13 protein-coding genes and 1 tRNA gene are annotated in these 16,522 nt (G+C 57.0%); 7 read left to right on the top strand and 7 right to left on the bottom strand.

Annotation, left to right across the window (positions count from 1 at the left end; all coding sequences use genetic code 11):
- Position 1: 1 nt before the first annotated feature.
- Positions 2–901 carry a M48 family metalloprotease gene (locus GEI7407_RS00860; RefSeq protein WP_015170241.1) on the bottom strand — a complete coding sequence of 300 codons (900 nt, stop codon included), beginning with the start codon at positions 899–901 and terminating at the stop codon, positions 2–4.
- Positions 902–1,403: 502 nt separating this feature from the next.
- Here GEI7407_RS00860 and GEI7407_RS00855 point away from each other — a divergent pair.
- Positions 1,404–1,898: a gamma-glutamylcyclotransferase gene (locus GEI7407_RS00855; protein WP_015170240.1), complete on the top strand. Its 495-nt coding sequence runs from the start codon at positions 1,404–1,406 to the stop codon at positions 1,896–1,898.
- Positions 1,899–1,958: 60 nt separating this feature from the next.
- Here the strand turns inward: GEI7407_RS00855 and GEI7407_RS00850 are convergent, their stop codons facing one another.
- Positions 1,959–2,540, bottom strand: a complete 582-nt coding sequence (locus GEI7407_RS00850; RefSeq protein ID WP_015170239.1) for an anti-sigma factor — start codon at positions 2,538–2,540, stop codon at positions 1,959–1,961.
- A gap of 163 nt (positions 2,541–2,703) precedes the next feature.
- Entirely contained in the window at positions 2,704–3,363 is a 660-nt protein-coding gene (locus GEI7407_RS00845; RefSeq protein ID WP_015170238.1) for a sigma-70 family RNA polymerase sigma factor, read from the bottom strand.
- A 1,002-nt stretch (positions 3,364–4,365) separates the two neighbouring features.
- Here GEI7407_RS00845 and GEI7407_RS00840 point away from each other — a divergent pair.
- Entirely contained in the window at positions 4,366–5,001 is a 636-nt protein-coding gene (locus GEI7407_RS00840; RefSeq protein ID WP_051030651.1) for a L,D-transpeptidase, read from the top strand.
- 22 nt (positions 5,002–5,023) lie between these two features.
- Here the strand turns inward: GEI7407_RS00840 and GEI7407_RS00835 are convergent, their stop codons facing one another.
- Positions 5,024–5,581: a late competence development ComFB family protein gene (locus GEI7407_RS00835; RefSeq protein WP_015170235.1), complete on the bottom strand. Its 558-nt coding sequence runs from the start codon at positions 5,579–5,581 to the stop codon at positions 5,024–5,026.
- A 357-nt stretch (positions 5,582–5,938) separates the two neighbouring features.
- Here GEI7407_RS00835 and radC point away from each other — a divergent pair, with 357 nt between their 5' ends.
- From radC to GEI7407_RS00815, 5 genes are all read left to right on the top strand, one after another.
- A complete protein-coding gene (radC, locus tag GEI7407_RS00830; protein WP_015170234.1) occupies positions 5,939–6,670 on the top strand; it encodes a DNA repair protein RadC in 732 nt (243 codons plus the stop codon).
- 56 nt (positions 6,671–6,726) lie between these two features.
- Positions 6,727–6,798: transfer RNA gene (locus tag GEI7407_RS00825), tRNA-Val, on the top strand.
- A gap of 344 nt (positions 6,799–7,142) precedes the next feature.
- The gene (locus GEI7407_RS20850; RefSeq protein WP_015170233.1) at positions 7,143–8,447 is read left to right on the top strand and encodes a hypothetical protein; all 1,305 of its coding nucleotides are present in this window, start codon (positions 7,143–7,145) and stop codon (positions 8,445–8,447) included.
- A 392-nt stretch (positions 8,448–8,839) separates the two neighbouring features.
- Positions 8,840–11,305: a GH116 family glycosyl hydrolase gene (locus GEI7407_RS00820; protein WP_015170232.1), complete on the top strand. Its 2,466-nt coding sequence runs from the start codon at positions 8,840–8,842 to the stop codon at positions 11,303–11,305.
- A gap of 136 nt (positions 11,306–11,441) precedes the next feature.
- Complete coding sequence (locus GEI7407_RS00815; protein WP_015170231.1) at positions 11,442–14,150, top strand: zinc-dependent metalloprotease; 2,709 nt, start codon at positions 11,442–11,444, stop codon at positions 14,148–14,150.
- Positions 14,151–14,587: 437 nt separating this feature from the next.
- Here GEI7407_RS00815 and GEI7407_RS00810 read toward each other — a convergent pair whose 3' ends face one another.
- From GEI7407_RS00810 to GEI7407_RS00800, 3 genes are read right to left on the bottom strand one after another with little or no spacing between them, the layout of a single operon-like run.
- Positions 14,588–15,295 carry an HAD family phosphatase gene (locus GEI7407_RS00810; protein WP_015170230.1) on the bottom strand — a complete coding sequence of 236 codons (708 nt, stop codon included), beginning with the start codon at positions 15,293–15,295 and terminating at the stop codon, positions 14,588–14,590.
- The gene (locus GEI7407_RS00805) at positions 15,292–16,179 is read right to left on the bottom strand and encodes a class I SAM-dependent methyltransferase (protein ID WP_015170229.1); all 888 of its coding nucleotides are present in this window, start codon (positions 16,177–16,179) and stop codon (positions 15,292–15,294) included. The genes GEI7407_RS00810 and GEI7407_RS00805 overlap by 4 nt, the downstream gene beginning before the upstream one ends.
- A gap of 45 nt (positions 16,180–16,224) precedes the next feature.
- On the bottom strand, positions 16,225–16,458 hold the full coding sequence (locus tag GEI7407_RS00800) for a hypothetical protein (protein ID WP_015170228.1): 234 nt from the start codon (positions 16,456–16,458) through the stop codon (positions 16,225–16,227).
- Positions 16,459–16,522 lie beyond the last annotated feature (64 nt).

Raw genomic sequence — 16,522 nt, 5'->3', positions numbered from 1 at the left:
TTTAGGCGGCGAGAGCCGGTGTATTTTGCGTTTCTTGCTGCTTTTCTTGGGCCAGCGCTTGCAGGCGGCGAATGCGCTCCTCGGTGGGCGGGTGCGTCATAAACAGCGCCATCAGGCCTTTTTTGGACAAGGGATTGACCGTGAGCAGCGGCACCATGGCCGGGTTGGCCCGCATGGGGAATTTGTGGCTGAGGCCTTCAAGTTTTTGGAGGGCGCTGGCGAGGGCAAGCGGATCGCCGGTGATGCCCACAGCGCCCAGGTCAGCTGCATACTCTCGCGTGCGGGAGATCGCCATCTGAATCAGGCCAGCAGACAGAGGCGCACCAATAATCAAGAAAAACAGGACGAGGGGATTATTGCCACGCTGGCCGGGGCGGCCGGAGAAAGGTCCGTAGAGCGCCCCTAGGGTCAAGATGCGGCCCAGGAAGGTGATACCGCCCGCCAATGTTCCCGCGACGGCCTGGATCAAGGTGTCGCGATTGCGGATGTGGGTGAGCTCATGGGCAATGACCGCTTCAATTTCTTCTGAGCTGAGGGAGTTGAGGAGTCCCTGGGTGACGGCGATCGTCGCGTGGTCGGGGTCACGACCAGTCGCAAAGGCATTGGGGGTATCGAGGGGCGCAACAAAAACTTTGGGCATGGGCAGCCCGGCGCGATCGCTGAGACGCTCGATAGTGCGATAAAGATCCGGCGATGCCTCAGGCGCTAGGGGCTGCGCTCGAAAGGAGGCGAGGGCGGCTTGGTCGGAGTAGTACCAGGAGCTAAAACTCATGAAAGCGGCGATCGCCAGCCCCAGGTACAGGCCAGACTCATTTCCCACTAGGTAATAGCTTGCTAAAACAATCAGGCCACTCAGCAACCCCAAGAGACCAGCTGTTTTGACTTGATTTAGAATTCGCATTTTTAGTTAAAGTTAAAATCTTCTAACTTTTAGATTTTTTGAACTATCTTTTCCTACCGTCTCAAATTTTGCGCAGGCTGTCTGTCCATCAGCGGATAGAAAACATTTGCGACTATTGAGACTTTCTAAATAGAGCGATCCAAGGAAGAATCAAGCACGAATTCAACCCTTAGCAAGCAAAAACCAAGAGTACATTAAACATAAAAAATCGCCCAAAGCGTTATGCTCAAGGCGATCTGTGCGTGCAGACTTAATCAAGTGATTGATCTTGTGCTAACTACGGTCAAAGAACTCAACGACTCAAAAATGAGGGCTTGAGTCTTTTGCCGGAGCCAATTCCTGATGTTTCAAACTTTAGGCGATCGCCCTTTTATCAACATCTGTCACAGGACGCATTTTGTCAGGAGGAGTCTCTGAGCCCTTTGGGTTCCTGCTGAACCGATCGCTTCTCAACCTATCTGGTACACCAGAAAGCGATACCTATTAGCGGCCCACAGACCCTATGAAACCCTCAGCGAATCTCGGATCAAGCAGTCCCCTGTCGGGGCTCTCTTCGGCCGCGTCTTCCGAGGCTGTGCTGCGCGTTTTTGTCTACGGCACGCTCAAACCAGGCGAGAGCAACTACCGCCGCTACTGCGAAGGCAAAGTCCTTGCAGCAGTCCCCGCGATCGCCCGCGGCCAGCTGTTTCATTTATGTCTGGGGTACCCCGGCATGAGCGCCGGGAATGAGCCTGTGTATGGGGTGGTGCTCAGCTTCGGCGATCGCCGCATCCTAGAAGAGCTCGATCGCCTCGAAGACTACGATCCGCAGCGCGAACCCGCAGACAACGAGTATCAGCGCTGCCAAATTGAAGTAACAGACATGGCAGGGCGATCCCTCGGGACGGTTTGGACCTATCAGATGTCCCCGGCCAAAATTCGCCTGTTTCAGGGCATTCATCTACCTGAGGGAGTCTGGGCAAGCGATCGCGTGAGCGCCGCACCGCCGCAGCTTTAGGCAAGGCCTTAGCGATCGCCTGTGAGCGATCGCTTGCTCAAGGGGCAGCCACTGGAACCGCTACTCTATGGGGCTCTGCCAGTCGCGAGAATCGCGAGACTCAGGCTGCTGATCCGGCGTAGAGACAGCGGCCTTCGGAATCTCGATTACAGGATGGTCGAGGGCAATCATCAGCGGCTCAGCCGTTTGGGCAGGCTGGTTCGAGCGCGCCAGCTGAGGCAGCAGCGGCGTGTCACTCGGCATCACCGATGACACAGCGCCGATAAACAGCGCCGCGATCGCCGTTCCACCCAAGAACAGCAAGTTTCGCGGGCGACGATCGACTCGTGCCAGCACCGCTTGCACCGTCTCTTCCACCGGTTGAGGCGAAGGTGGAATCGGCAAAGTCGTCATACCCTGACGCAGGCGCAGCAGACGATCGTAGAGCTTCTGCACCACAGGATCGGTCGCCAGCCAAGACTCAACCTGGCGGCGCTCCGCCGGGCTGACCTCGCCATCAAGATAGGCACTCAAAAGTTCAAAGCGATCGCGCTTCATAGTATTCAACGCACCCGTGGGCTGATTGCCACCCAGACCATTGTGCGAGCCAAAATCACCGGCAGCACCCTCATGGTCATGATGGGATTTGAAATTAGAACTCATCTCTGCATCACTCAGAAATCAAGAAGGGGAAGCACACTGAGTCACGGACTGCCATTGACTGATCCCGATCATAAGAGAATTCCCTGAGGGCGCAACCGCATCTACCAAAAATCTGCCGATTTCCAGAGGAGCTTCTATGCCCAAAAAATTCTCTTAACGCTCCCTAATCCCCAATCAGATAGGTCTGAAGCTGCATCTGCAGGCGCTGGCGAGCGCGGGCAATTCGGGATTTGACAGTGCCGAGGGAGACACCTGTAATTTCCGCAATTTCCTCATAGGCCATACCCTCGATTTCCCGAAGGACGATCGTTGTGCGGAAGACCTCGGGCAAATCCGCGATCGCCTCTCGGAGCTGATCGTAGAACTCCCGCGTGGTCAGGTCCTCATCAGGCCCTGGCTCATCCGACGCGATCTCCCAGTCCATCTCGCCATCTTCGAGGAGGCGGGGCGTATCGAGGGAAATCGGCGTACTGTTGCGCTTGCGCTTGCGGAGTTCGTCGTAAAAGAGATTGGTCGCGATGCGGCTCAGCCAACCCCGAAACTTGACGGGTTCGTTGAGTCGCTTGATGTTGCGATAGACCCGAATCCAAACTTCCTGAGCCAGGTCAGCCCGGTCTTGCCAGTCCGGAGCCAAGTGGTACAAAACCTTGTCGACGTGGGACTGGTAGCGGCGCAATAGCTCCGCGAAGGCTGCCTTCTCGGGGCGAAGGCCAGCCTGGCAAAGCAGAACCAGGTCGTAGTTAGAGAGTTTCTCGGGTGGCACGGATACTGGAGGAACTGCAGCCTCAGCCGCTGACCAGGATACAGAAAGCGAGTGACTCATTGGGAGAATCGGCTCTACTACATTCTCTCCTTCTAGACACCTTCAGTTTCAGGAATGTTCCCCGTACTGTTGGGCGCGAAGGGGCATCGAAAGTGCAGATTCTCAGTAGAGGCGCCCACAGGCAGTACCTGAAGGAACTGGGCACAAGACGGAAGACACGCAACCGGTCGCGACTAGAACGTGAAGATTGTATCTCTGGAAGCTTGGTTTCGGCAGTAGCCAGGGATAGACGCAGAGACTGGGCACGTGGGTTGCAGACTTTAGTGTAGAAGCTTGAGGCCCCCCAAGGCTTCACCCAACCGGAGGTTACCCGCGATCGCCTAGGGATGGCGCGTCGGCAGGTTCACATCGCGAGGAAGCCGCAGGGGCGCCTGGAGAGCAGAGGCCACCCGAAAGGAGAGGGATGCTGGCACGCTCGAGGGGTACCCTGGCGTGGAGGATAGGTAGATAGAAAGAGTGGCAATCGCGGCCAATAGTAACTTTTCAGACATCGCTAGCCCCTCCTTCCTTTTTTTATGAATTTGGCATTCGTGCCGACTCAGTATCCTTACTGAATAGGAATCACAGGCGCTTTCAGGAATTTCCGAAAGTTGCCATTATCTCAGCAAGTTATCTAGAGATAGAGTGCCCAATAACACTCAAAAATGATCATCGAGTATGTAGGTTAATTTTAGAGTTCAGCCAAAGTATAAAGAGTTAAAAATGAGCAATTTTGGACGATTTCGACCTTAGATTAGAGTTAAAAGGGCGATCGCCTAGGAGATTTCGAGCTATTTAGAGGGGAACTTTCAGCAAAATATTTTTGTAAACTTTTGTTGCCCAAAGCAACCCGACTTTGGCTGCTGAGCCCCTAAAAATCAAGGGGCATTGACTGAGCACAGCATTTTGAAGGTCGGATAGGGGCTCTCAGGCAATACTGGAATAGTGGTTCGAAGAATAGTGATGCAGAGGGAGTTTGGACGCAGCCGAATCAGGGCCGACCATCCGCTCAAGCAAAGTGTGATGCTGCTGAGCTTTGCGACGGCAGCGGTTTTGCTGGTTTTGCAGTGGCAAATTCAGCGATCGGCCGAGTCAGCAGCCAGTTCTGCTGTTTTTCGGCAGGATAGCGCTAGTGAGGCGTTGATTTTGATGGCACCGGCTCCTGACCCGAAGCCGTCTCTGGGGTCGTGGGTGACGCTGCCAGCGTGGGCCAAGCCATGGCAGAGCGATCGCCCCCCAGAAGCGACTCCGGCTCCCCCGCCGGTTCCCCAGCGCAACACCAAGCTAGTGGTGGACCTGAGCGATCGCCAGGTCACGGTGTACCGCGACGGAAAAGTGCGCGATCGCTACCCGATCGCCATCGGCCAAGCGGGCTGGGAAACCCCCAGCGGCACTTTTCATGTCACCGAAACCTTCGAGAATCCCGTCTGGCAGCATCCCATCACCGGCGAAAATGTCACCGGCCCCGACAATCCCCTGGGATCTCGCTGGATTGGCTTTTGGAGCGACGGCCACAACCAAATCGGCTTCCACGGCACCAATGAGGAGGCCTTGATCGGTCAGGCGGTGTCCCACGGGTGCGTCCGGATGCGCAATCAGGATATCGAGCAGATGTTTCGGGAAGTTGAGCCGGGAACGCCGGTTGTGGTCCAGCCCTAGGGCGTTGAGACGCTAGAGCGCCTTAGAAGCTAATAGAGCTGCCGCCAGGCTGCTCAAATCCGGGCGCGTAGGCCTTGAGCAGCGCGCTCACCTGGCCGAGCACATCGCTGCCAGCGCCTTTGTTGATGACCTGGCGCTCGGGGAAAAATTCGGGCTGGTTGAGGTTTTGGGCGATCGCCTCGCTCACGCGCTGGGCGATCAGCTCCTGCAAATCTTCCTTGGCGCGCTGGCGCTGGTAGGCGGCCCCTTCCTCCGTGGTGGCGTAGAGGGGCGGTAGCCGATTGAGGGCGTAGGCCGCAATATCCCCAAGATCGAGGGTGCGCTCGCTGGTGGCTTCGATTTCGGCCACGCGGGCGATCGCCTCCGTCAGCACTAGCTCTTCCATCACATTAATGAACTGCTTGCGGGGCACCGCGACCACTTCGCCGGTCAGCAGCGCTCCCATCAGGCGGTCTAGCGCCATATATTCCTCAATCGAGAGCTCCGCCGCTGTGTCGCACACTCGCCCTACCTCCGCTTCCATCGCCGGCGTGAGGTAGCCATCTTGGAGGGCTTGCTCAACAATCTTTTCGATACTCATTGGGATAGCTCACTGGCGTAGACGTGCTTCATCGTGCGAACCACCCAATCTGCAAGGAATCTGCAAAAACGGCGATCGCATCATCTCTTTGGGTCTAGTTTGGCGGTCAATGGAGGTGTTGACAAGGGAAAGACCTACCAACCTATCCATTCTTTCTTCGCGTATCAACAATCACAATCCAGACAAATTTGGATTTCGAAGCGGCCAACGCACCCAACAGCGCGTTCGCGCTCCTGAGGTCATCCTAGACGCTGGGGGAGCGCGTCTCCTTACTTCTGAGAAAAATTGTTGCGATCGCCCACATAAATGGGATGACTAGAGAAAATTCTTCTTCCTAGCGTCTGAGGGTGCGAGTCCATGACCTACTGCCTGCGCATTGCCGATCTGCCCACCACCGAGCGCCCCCGCGAACGCCTGATGAGCCACGGTGCCAAAAGCCTCGCCACCGCTGAGCTGATCGCCATTCTCTTGGGCACTGGCCAGGGTCCCGGCAAGCTGTCGGCGGTCGGCCTTGGGCAGCACCTGCTCCAGCAGCTCGGCAACCATCAGCGCGACCCGCTGGCCGTCCTGCGCGACATCCATATTCAGGAACTGACCCAGATTCACGGCATTGGTCCCGCCAAAGCAACCACGATCTTGGCCGCCATTGAGCTCGGCAAGCGAGTCTTTCAGGCGCGATCGCTCGATCGCGAACCCATCGAGAGCCCCGCCGACGCCGCCCTCTACCTCAGCCACGACCTGATGTGGCAGAGCCAAGAGCACTTTGCCGTGCTCCTACTCGACATCAAAAACCGTCCCATCAGCACCCAAGTCATTACCATCGGCACCGCCACGGAAACCCTGGCCCACCCCCGGGAAATCTTCCGAGAAGTCATCCGCCAAGGCGCTTCGCGGGTCGTCGTCGCCCACAACCACCCGTCGGGCAGCCTCACCCCCAGCCCCGAGGACATCAGCCTCACTCGCCAGCTCCTGCAAGGTGCCCAGTTCCTGGATATCCCCCTCCTCGATCACCTGATTTTGGCCCACGGCGAATTTTGCAGCCTGCGCCAAACCACCTCGCTGTGGGAAGAGTGCCCCCAGGGTGCCTGACCACCCGCTCCAAAAGTTGTGAAAATCCTCAAGACTGTGATACGCTAATAGCCCGCGGGCGATTAGCACAGTGGTAGCGCACTTCCTTCACACGGAAGGGGTCACTGGTTCGAATCCAGTATCGCCCATAGTTTTCAAAGACTGCTGAAGGCGTCTTACACAGCCTTCGAACGAGTAGCTGTGGCTTACCCAGAAAATTCTGGTGTCATCAGTTGGATTTTCAGTAGTTAATTTTCTAGAAACTTGAAAGTTACTGGTTCACGTCAATTTTGTTTAATTCAAAAACCATCTTCTGATCTCCTTAGAAAACATGTTCAAAGGTGACATCAAAGCTAGTAATAGTAATCAACGATTAATTAATTTTCGTTACAGATTTGTATATTATTCAATATTTTTGTCTAGTTCATAGTCTTTGTTAGTTTGATTAACCTCTTGGGAATTATTAAATTAATTACCTGAGAGGCTACTGACTATGACTGCCAACCAACCTAATCTCGTTCAGAGTGCTAAGCAAGGCAATGTCAAAGCTATTGAAGCATTACTCAATAGCTCACTACGAACTAAAGGTATTACAGCAAAAGCAAGCCTCAAAGATGGTTGTCTCCAGCTCGTGCTAGAGGCTAAAAAAGCTCCTGAACAGCAGGCATTAATAGCTTTCTTACAGAAAGGCTTAACAAACCTTGATAGTGCTGCATTCCAAACAGTCAAAATCTACGGAAAGCAAACAGACGAGGAATTTCCTAGTTGGATCAATAGCTTTGATTTAAGGAACAATTCATCAGATAAATTAAATCCACTTCAATCAGAACATACTGATCAAAAAATACAGCAGAATCAAGGCAAAAATTCATTAGAGTCAGAATTAGTTATTCTAAAATCTTCTCTAGCCTCGAAAAAATCGAGAACAGCAGCTTCCCAGAAAGTTCTCAAAACGCCTTCTAGAACAACAAGTCGTAAACAGCCTAACAATAATAAGCCTAGAGATTACGGTTATGAATCTTTAGAATTTTTATCTAATTTTTTAAAAAATTGGACATTATTAAAAACAGGACAAACTCTCATCATAGTAGGCGGAATTCTCTTAATCATTTCCCTTCCTTCATGTAATTCATCTACTAGTGTTTACAGTGGAATCAAGATTTTTCTTACAGCTTTGGTGCTACTAGGTCTTGGCTGCTATTGCTTGCAAATGGATAATCATCAGAAAGCCGAAAAAACAGTATCTAGTCTTGTCAAGGAAGCAATTAAAGAATTTCAACAGAAGGCGTCTTCTATTGAAATAGTGTCACCAAATGAATTTCGAGAAATAGACAATCTGAATTTTGCTGTTGCAGGCGTTTCGTATGAAGCCAAAATAGTAGCCTCTTACGACAAAGAATATTTAGGAAGCGTCGCTGTAGGAGATGAAAATTGGGCAGCCTCTATACCAATAGCCGGCAAAAAGCCCGTTCATATTGATATTACAGGTAAGGGTGTTGTTATTGAGATAACAGTTCATAATAATCAAAAGATTAATGACAAGCTCACTAGTCAAAGCTTTTGTCTAATAGATCAACATCTTAATCGATATTCAGAACATCCTATGTCTGCCTATGTTTCTACTATCCGACAAGGAATTACCAATGAAACAAATTTAAGACCCAACATGAAAGCAAAATATTTTGTTGTCTTTGATATAAATCCTGATTCAGTTGCATTAATGCTTGCGACAAGACTTGAGTCCGGAGAGCAGGAAATAGTTTTCTCGCTTGACTTAGAACAAAAGATAGTAACCTAGCTTATTTCCTTAAATAGTTGCCAATCTCTAGCCAACCAAGACTCAAAGAGATCGCTTAACTCAAGCGATCTCTGAAATCACGCTGCAGATATTTTGGAAGCGATCGCGCTCTAAGAAATGCAAAATTGATTTAGTCTTCTTCTTCAGAAACAGGAACTGGCTGAACAAGCAAAAGTTGAGGCGGCGATCGCGATTAGTTTGATGACGCTGTCTTTTCTGATCTGAGCTTGGTCGGCTTTGGTTGTTGGGCGGGGCGGCGGGAGAGCAACGCCGAGGCGACTTGGGGTGTCACAATGGGAAGCTGGCGATCGCCCTGAGGCTGGCTTTTGGTTGTTGGCGGCTCGGGGCGCAGTTCGCTGTAGTGCCCTTTTGACGCCGCTTTTAACGCCGCTATGGAATTTTCATCCGCTGCTGTTTCGTCTGCTGCTTGGCAACGCCCGCTGGGTTTGGGGTGGGAGCGACCTTATACGGTGCGCTACGCCAGTAATTTGGACGATGGGCCGTGGCACGGCATGCCCTTGGGAGGCTTTGGGGCGGGGTGTCTGGGGCGATCGCCCCGGGGCGACTTCAATCTGTGGCACATCGACGGCGGCGAGCATGTATTTCAGTCGATGCCAGCCTGCCAGTTCAGCGTCTTTGAGCAAGGGGCAGACGGCACCTCCCAGGCTTACGCCCTGTGCAGTGAGGCCCCAGCGGAGAGCCTCGGTCAGTGGCAGTGGTACCCGGCCTCCATGGCGGAGCGCTCCACCGGCACCTATTCGGCCCTGTACCCCCGCAGCCGCTTCGACTATGAGGGGGTGTTTCGCGCTCGTCTGGCCTGTGAGCAGTTTTCGCCGATCTGGGCCGACAACTATCAAGAGAGCAGCTATCCGGTGGCGGTGTTTGAGTGGACGGCCCACAACCCGACGGATCAGCTGCTGACGCTGAGCATTTTGCTGACGTGGCAGAACATGGTGGGCTGGTTTACCAATGCGCTGAAGTCGCCGGAGGTGAAGGTCCGCGACGACGGCAGCCCGGTCTACGAGTACCAGCCGCGCCTGGGAGAGAGCGAGGGCAACTTTAATCAGTGGATCGCGGAAGGGGCCTGGGTCGGCTGCTTGATGGATCGGGCGGGCCGCGCGGAGGAACCCCAGGAAGGAGAGGGTCAGTGGGCGATCGCCACCCAGTGCGAGGGGCCAGGGACGGAGATTTTTTATCACACGCGCTGGAACCCGGCTGGAGACGGGGGAGAGCTGTGGCGCACCTTTGCCCAGACGGGGGCTCTGGAGAACCGGATTGACGGGACGCCGGCCCAAGGCGAAGAGCAGATCGGCGGGGCGATCGCCCTGCGCTTCACTTTGGCGCCGGGTGAAACGCGGCGGGTGCCCTTTGTCCTAGCCTGGGACTTCCCAGTGACGGAGTTTGCGGCAGGGACGGCGGCCTATCGCCGCTACACCGACTTTTTTGGCCGCAGCGGTCGCAACGGGTGGGCGATCGCCCGCACCGCCCTCGAAGAGTATTCGGCGTGGCAGGCCCGCATTGCCGCTTGGCAGCAGCCGATTTTGGACCGAGCGGACCTGCCGAACTGGTTCAAGATGGCGCTATTTAATGAGCTGTACGACCTGACCAGCGGCGGCACGCTGTGGAGCGCTGCTAGCGATCGCGATCCGGTGGGCCAGTTTGCCGTTCTCGAGTGCATCGACTACCGTTGGTACGAGAGCCTGGACGTGCGGCTCTACGGCTCCTTTGGCCTGCTAATGCTGTGGCCAGAGCTGGAGAAGTCGGTGATGCGCGCCTTTGCCCGCGCCATTCCCACCGCCGACGATCGCCAGCGCGTGATTGGCTACTACTACACTCAGGGGACCGAGAGCCCCCTGGCCCTGCGCAAGGCCCTCGACGCCACGCCCCACGACCTCGGCGCGCCCAACGAGCACCCCTGGGAGAAGACCAACTACACCAGCTACCAGGACTGCAACCTGTGGAAGGATCTGGGCAGCGATTTTGTCTTGCAGGTGTACCGAGATTTCCGGCTGACAGGGTCGACGGACGACGCCTTCATCGCTGAGTGCTGGCCCGCCGTGACGCGCGCCCTGGCCTACCTCAAGGCCTTTGACCAAGACGGGGACGGCATTCCCGAGAACTCCGGCGCGCCTGACCAGACCTTTGATGACTGGCGCTTGCAGGGGGTGAGCGCCTACTGCGGCGGCCTGTGGATTGCGGCCCTGGAGGCGGCGATCGCCCTGGGAGAGCGACTTCAGCAGCACCCGGTTAGCGATCATCCTGAGCTGAGCCAAGGGGCGATCGCCCATCACCTGAGCACCTATCGCACCTGGCTGGCCCAGTCCCGCGCCGTCTACGACGACGCCCTCTGGAACGGGCGCTATTACCGCCTCGACAGCGGCAGCGGCTCCGAAGTGGTCATGGCGGACCAGCTCTGCGGCCAGTTCTACGCCCGCCTGCTGGACTTGCCGGATGTGGTGGCGAGCGATCGCGCCCTGTCTGCCCTGAAGACCGTTTATGATTCGTGCTTCTTACGCTTCCACGACGGGAAATTTGGGGCGGCCAACGGCGTCAAGCCCGACGGCTCTCCCGAGAACCCCAAGGCCACCCACCCGCTGGAGGTCTGGACCGGCATCAACTTCGGCATTGCGGCGTTTCTGGTGCAGATGGGTCTGCGGGACGAAGGCTTCCGGCTGACCCAGGCCGTCGTGGAGCAGATCTACGAGCACGGCCTCCAGTTCCGCACCCCCGAGGCGATCACCGCCGTGGGGACTTTCCGGGCCTGCCACTACCTGCGACCGATGGCCATTTGGGCGGTCTACGGCGTGCTCACGGGGTTCCAGAGCGCGGCCCCAGGCTCCGCACCTGAGCCCAAATAAACGTCGCAAACAAAAATCAGTGTGAAGTTTCGCCACCAAAGGCCCAAGCCCTTTCCAGAATGGTTGGAAGGGGCTTCATCCTGGGCGATCGCAGTCTGGGCAGAGTGCCCTCTCCCCGTCCAGACTCGGAGCCACCATGAATCGTTCTTTGCTTGGGCTGATCGCGCTCACCGGATTGCTGAGTTCGCTGGGAGTCGAGGAAGCGATCGCCTTTCCCGATCCCGAACCCCGGGCGATCGCCCAAGCGGCCAAGCCCAGCCTGCCCGCTGGCATGAAGCCCTTTGACCAAGTCATCAAGGACACCGAAAAGCTCGACGGCCTCTTTACCCTTTACCGCGACCAGGCCTCAGGCAAGCTGTACCTCGAAGTCCAGCCCCGCCAGCTCAACCAAACCTACCTGTGGATCAGCACCCTGGCCTCGGGCATCGGCGAAAGCGGCCTGTACCGGGGGACTCCCCTGGTGGAGTTTCCCCTGCGGCTCCAGCGGGTCGAAAACAAACTGCACCTGATCGTCCCCAACACCAAGGTCCGCAACAGCTCCGGCGACCCGGCCGCCGATCGCGCGCTGGCTGGGTCTTTTAGCGATTCGGTGCTTTATGCCCTCGACATTCAAAGCATCCACCCCGATCGCCAGAGCCTGCTGGTGGACCTCAACGACCTGCTGCTCAACAGCGACGACATTGCCGACTTCAAGACCTGGATACCACTGTTTCTGGAAGCGCCCTACAGCCTCGATCGCGACAAGTCCTACGTCAGCGAGGTGCAGGCCTTTCAGGAAAACCTGGAGCTAGAAACCGTTCAGAGCTTTTCGGGGTCCGGCAAGGACAACGACGACAACCCGACCTACATTCCGACCCTGCCGGACAGCCGGGGATTCTCGGTGCGGGTTCGCCACAGCTTCTCGGTCCTGCGCAGTAGTCCCAGCTTTGTGCCGCGTCTGGCCGATGAGCGCGTGGGGTATTTTCTCTCGGCCTACCGCGACTTCGGGCGGAGCGATCGCGATCCGTTTTTGCGCTACATCCACCGCTGGCACCTGGAAAAGGCCGATCCCAGCGCCCCCCTCTCGCCGCCGCGCCAGCCCATTGTCTTCTGGATCGAGAACACGGTGCCAGTCAAGTACCGGGAGGCGATCCGCGAGGGGGTGCTGATGTGGAATGAAGCCTTTGAGGCGGTGGGGTTTCAGAATGCCATCGAGGTGCGCCAGATGCCCGATGACGCCGATTGGGACCCGGCGGACGTCCGCTACAACACGATTCGCTGGTTCAATTCGCTAGATGCGGCTTTTGCCATGGGGCCGTCCCGCACCAATCCCTTCACCGGGGAGATTTTGGACGCGGATATTGTGATCGACGCCAATCTCCTCCAAAAATACGAAACCCTGATGGAACTTGGGGCATCGAGCGGGCAGGCTTCGCAGCGATCGCTCTGTGACGCTTTGTCGCTGGAGGACTCGGAATGGATGCGCGGGCAGCGGCGATCGCCCATGGTCGAGGAGATGATGGACCGCCATGACCTGTGTTTTGGCAACGAGGCGGCGCTCCAGTTTGCCCTGGGGTCCCTCAGCCTCGATCTGATCGACAATGCCCTGCCCAGCGGCGATCGCACCGCCGATTTCATGCACCAGTACTTGCGCTACATCACGGCCCACGAGGTGGGCCACACCCTGGGCCTGCGCCACAATTTCGAGGGGTCTACCCTGCTCACCCTCGAAGAGATGAACGATCCGGCGATCACGGCGGAGCAGGGGCTGGCTAGCTCGGTGATGGACTATCTGCCGGTGAATCTGGCCCCGCCGGGAACGCCCCAGGGGGACTACTATTCCCGGCGGATCGGGATGTACGACCGCTGGGCGATCGCCTATGGCTACACGCCCTTTGGAGCAGCCAATCCCCAGGCAGAGCGACGCGACATCGAGGCGATCGCTCGGCGCAGTGGCGAACCTGGGCTGACCTACGCCTCGGACGAAGACCTCTACGGAGCGCTCGATCCGTCAGTCCTAGCCTTCGACTACAGCCAAGAAAACCTGCGCTATTCCCAGTGGCAGTTGGAGATCGCCAAGACCCTGTGGGCGCGACTTCACCGGCGCTATCCGGCCCCCGGCGAAAGTTACAGCACCGTGCGCGATCGCTTCGAGACGATTTTCCAGTACTACCGTCGCCACGCCGTTTTTATCAGTCGGCAGGTGGGGGGCCGCCGCTTTTCTCGCAGCTACGCGGGCGATCGCGCGGGTCTATTGCCCTTCGAGTCGGTGCCCCTCAAGGAGCAAAAGGAGGCCCTCAAGCTCCTGGACCAGTACGTCTTCGCCGCCGACGCCCTCGACTTTCCCCCCGATCTGCTCAACAAGCTAGCGCCCGATCGCTGGAACGACTGGGCCAACACTCCCACCATCCATGCCGTGGACTACCCAATTCACGATCGCATTTTGAGCTTCCAGAGCCTGGTTTTGCAAGACTTGCTCCACGGGCCGCGCCTAGAGCGGATGCGGGACACCGAGCTCAAGAGCGCTCCCAACGAGGCGCTGTCTTTGGTGGATCTCTTTGAAAGTCTGCGCCAAAGCATTTGGTCAGAGGTGCTGGCAGATCCAGAAGCCACAGGGGCGATCGCCAGCACTCGCCGCAGCCTCCAGCGCACCCACCTAGACCTCCTCTCGGACATGGTGCTGCGCCGCTCCAGCGTCCCCGAAGACGCCCGCACCCTCGCCTGGGCCGAGCTGCGCACCCTGCGAGGCGCGCTGCGGGCCAGCCTGCGCTCCCAAAAAAATCTCGACCCCTACACCGAGGCCCACCTGGCTGAAAGCAGCGATCGCATCGAGAAAGTACTGGAGGCCAATCTAGAGAGCCGCTGAACGCCTTAAAACTTCCTGGAAACTACCGAACAACTTCCTTCGCCCCAGGAGTACTTTAGGGTCATAGAGCGATCGCCTAGAGCCCAAAGAAAAGATCAAAGAAGGACGAACTTTTCTGGCAATTTTGCGAAATCAGCGCTGTCTTGGTGTGGTTTCCCAGTAGGGGCCTAGGTTGGCCTCATTGCCACCTCAATCAACACAACCACGGAGGTCCCACCATGTTTCCCGCAGCACTGATTATCGGCAATCTTCTGGTTATCTACGTCCTCGCATTGGCCCAAGACATGCAGCGTAGCTACCGCTAGCTTCAGGAATCTGGTTCACGGCTTTTGGGTTCTCTCGTTTTTTTGCACCTCACGATTTAGATTCGATTAGTCGGGGCTCCTCACCCCTCAGCGAGCGAGCACCTCTTAGCGGAGCCCCTATCTAGACAGCCTTCAGGCAGCATTCGCGCTAAAAACTCGCCGCACATGCTCGAGATCCACCTCCGTGAGGTAGTCTACGACCCAGTTCGCGGTGCGGTGCATCATTTGAAAGGGATGGGTATTGGCAACGCCGAGCACCTGCATGCCTGCGCCCTTGGCGGCCCGAATACCGGGATAGGTATCTTCAATGGCCAGACAGTTTTGGGGCTGAAGCTGTAGGTCTGGCAACGCTGCATTGAGGCGATCGACGGCTAGCAGATAGCCCTCTGGATCGGGCTTACTGGCCGAAATCTCGTCACCGCCGACCATCACCGTAAAGTATTTGGCCAAGTGCGATCGCGTCAGCACCAGCTCAATTTCCGATCGCAAGGCCCCACTGACCACTCCCATGGGCACCCCTTGGCCCTGGAGCTTGAACAAGAAATCTTCTAGCCCTGGATAAATCGGCAGCGTCTCCAGCCCGTCGAGGGCCTGCCGGTAGGCCTGGGCTTTGCGGCGAATCAGAATATCCAGGTAGGCGTCGGTCACCACGCGCCCCCGCCGCTCCAGCAGATCTCGCAGACAGGCGCGATCGCTGCGGCCCAGACACACCTCTTGAAACTCCGCCCGCTGGGGGCGCAGGTTTTCTTCGATCAGCAACTGCTCCAAGAGCTGCTCGTGGAGCGCCTCATCGTTGATGATGATCCCGTTGAAGTCAAACAAAACCGCTTTAAGCATCATGCCAATGTGCCAAATGCTGGAAGAGAGCCATTTTCAAAATCTGAATCATAGCGTGACGTCTCTGCTGCTTCCCAGTCCGGGCGATCCTTCGGCTTGACCCCGCGACTGACCTGATTGAGCCACCAGTGGACCTGGGTCCGCACCGCCCCAAAGCCCGCCGCCCCTAACCACGCGTCCAGATTGCCCTCGGCGTAGTCCTGGATGAACGGCTCCTCAAAAATCTGGGTCAGCCACTCGGTTTGGCGCAGAGTCGCCTGATTGCCATCGAGAATCACTATCTCGCCGCCAGGGACCAGCAGCCGGTAGGCTTCGCGCAAGATCGCCTGGGTAACGCTGGGCGGCGTCTCGTGGAACAGCAGCGAGGCCGTCACCACATCCACCGACTGCGCCAGCAGGCCTGTGGCTGCCGCGTCCCCGTGGCGAAAGGCAATGTCTAGGCCTGCTTTGTGGGCTTTGTCCGTGGCGACGACCAGCATGTGGGGCGAGAGGTCTAGGCCGATGACCTCCGCCGCCGGAAAGCGCTGCTTGAGCAGGAGGGTGGTCGAGCCGGTGCCGCAGCCCAGGTCCAGAATGCGGCGGGGGCGAGCCTCAATGGCCTGCACCAGCCCCTCGCGCACCCAGGTTTCCTGGGGCGGCAGGACGTACTGGGTGATGGGGTCGTAGGTGACGGCGGCACCGGCAGTCAGATAGCCGCCCCGAATGCCGTGAAAGTTGTGGTTGCAGTAGTAGTCGGGATAGACCACTGCCGGGTTTTGCAGGCGATCGCACGCTGTTTCCCAGTCGATGCTGGCCGCATAGCGCCCGATCGCCGCTTCATCGATCAAAAACGTGCGAAAAACCGGCGCTAAAAAGCGCTCAAACAGAGTCTCTTGCTGCGCTGTCACAGATCCTCTCCCACAACTGCTTTGGACCAGAGCCGATCGCCTGGCCTAGGGGGTTTCACCCGCCTCGATTTTTTCCCGGGAGTCTCCCCAGTAGGCGCTGTAGGTCCAGACTTCTTGGCCGTCTTCCTTTTCGACCGTCCAGCGATACACCGCCGACTTGGGATCGATCCCGACTTCGATCAGCTTCGCGCCCATGTAGTACTCGACTTGGCGCCGGGTCATCGCTGACATACCGTTGCGAACTTTGCGGGAGATGTGGGCTTGGGTGTGCTTTGCCATGGCTTTTGTTGAATCGCGACTCGGAGAGCGATCGCCCCCTACAGCAGTGTAAGCAACCCTACCG

Origin of the sequence: Geitlerinema sp. PCC 7407 (assembly GCF_000317045.1) — a bacterium.
In the GTDB taxonomy this organism is placed as follows: Bacteria; Cyanobacteriota; Cyanobacteriia; order PCC-7407; family PCC-7407; genus PCC-7407.
The sequence above is the reverse complement of the archived record's forward strand: the minus strand, read 5'-3'. Positions and strand labels throughout refer to the sequence as shown.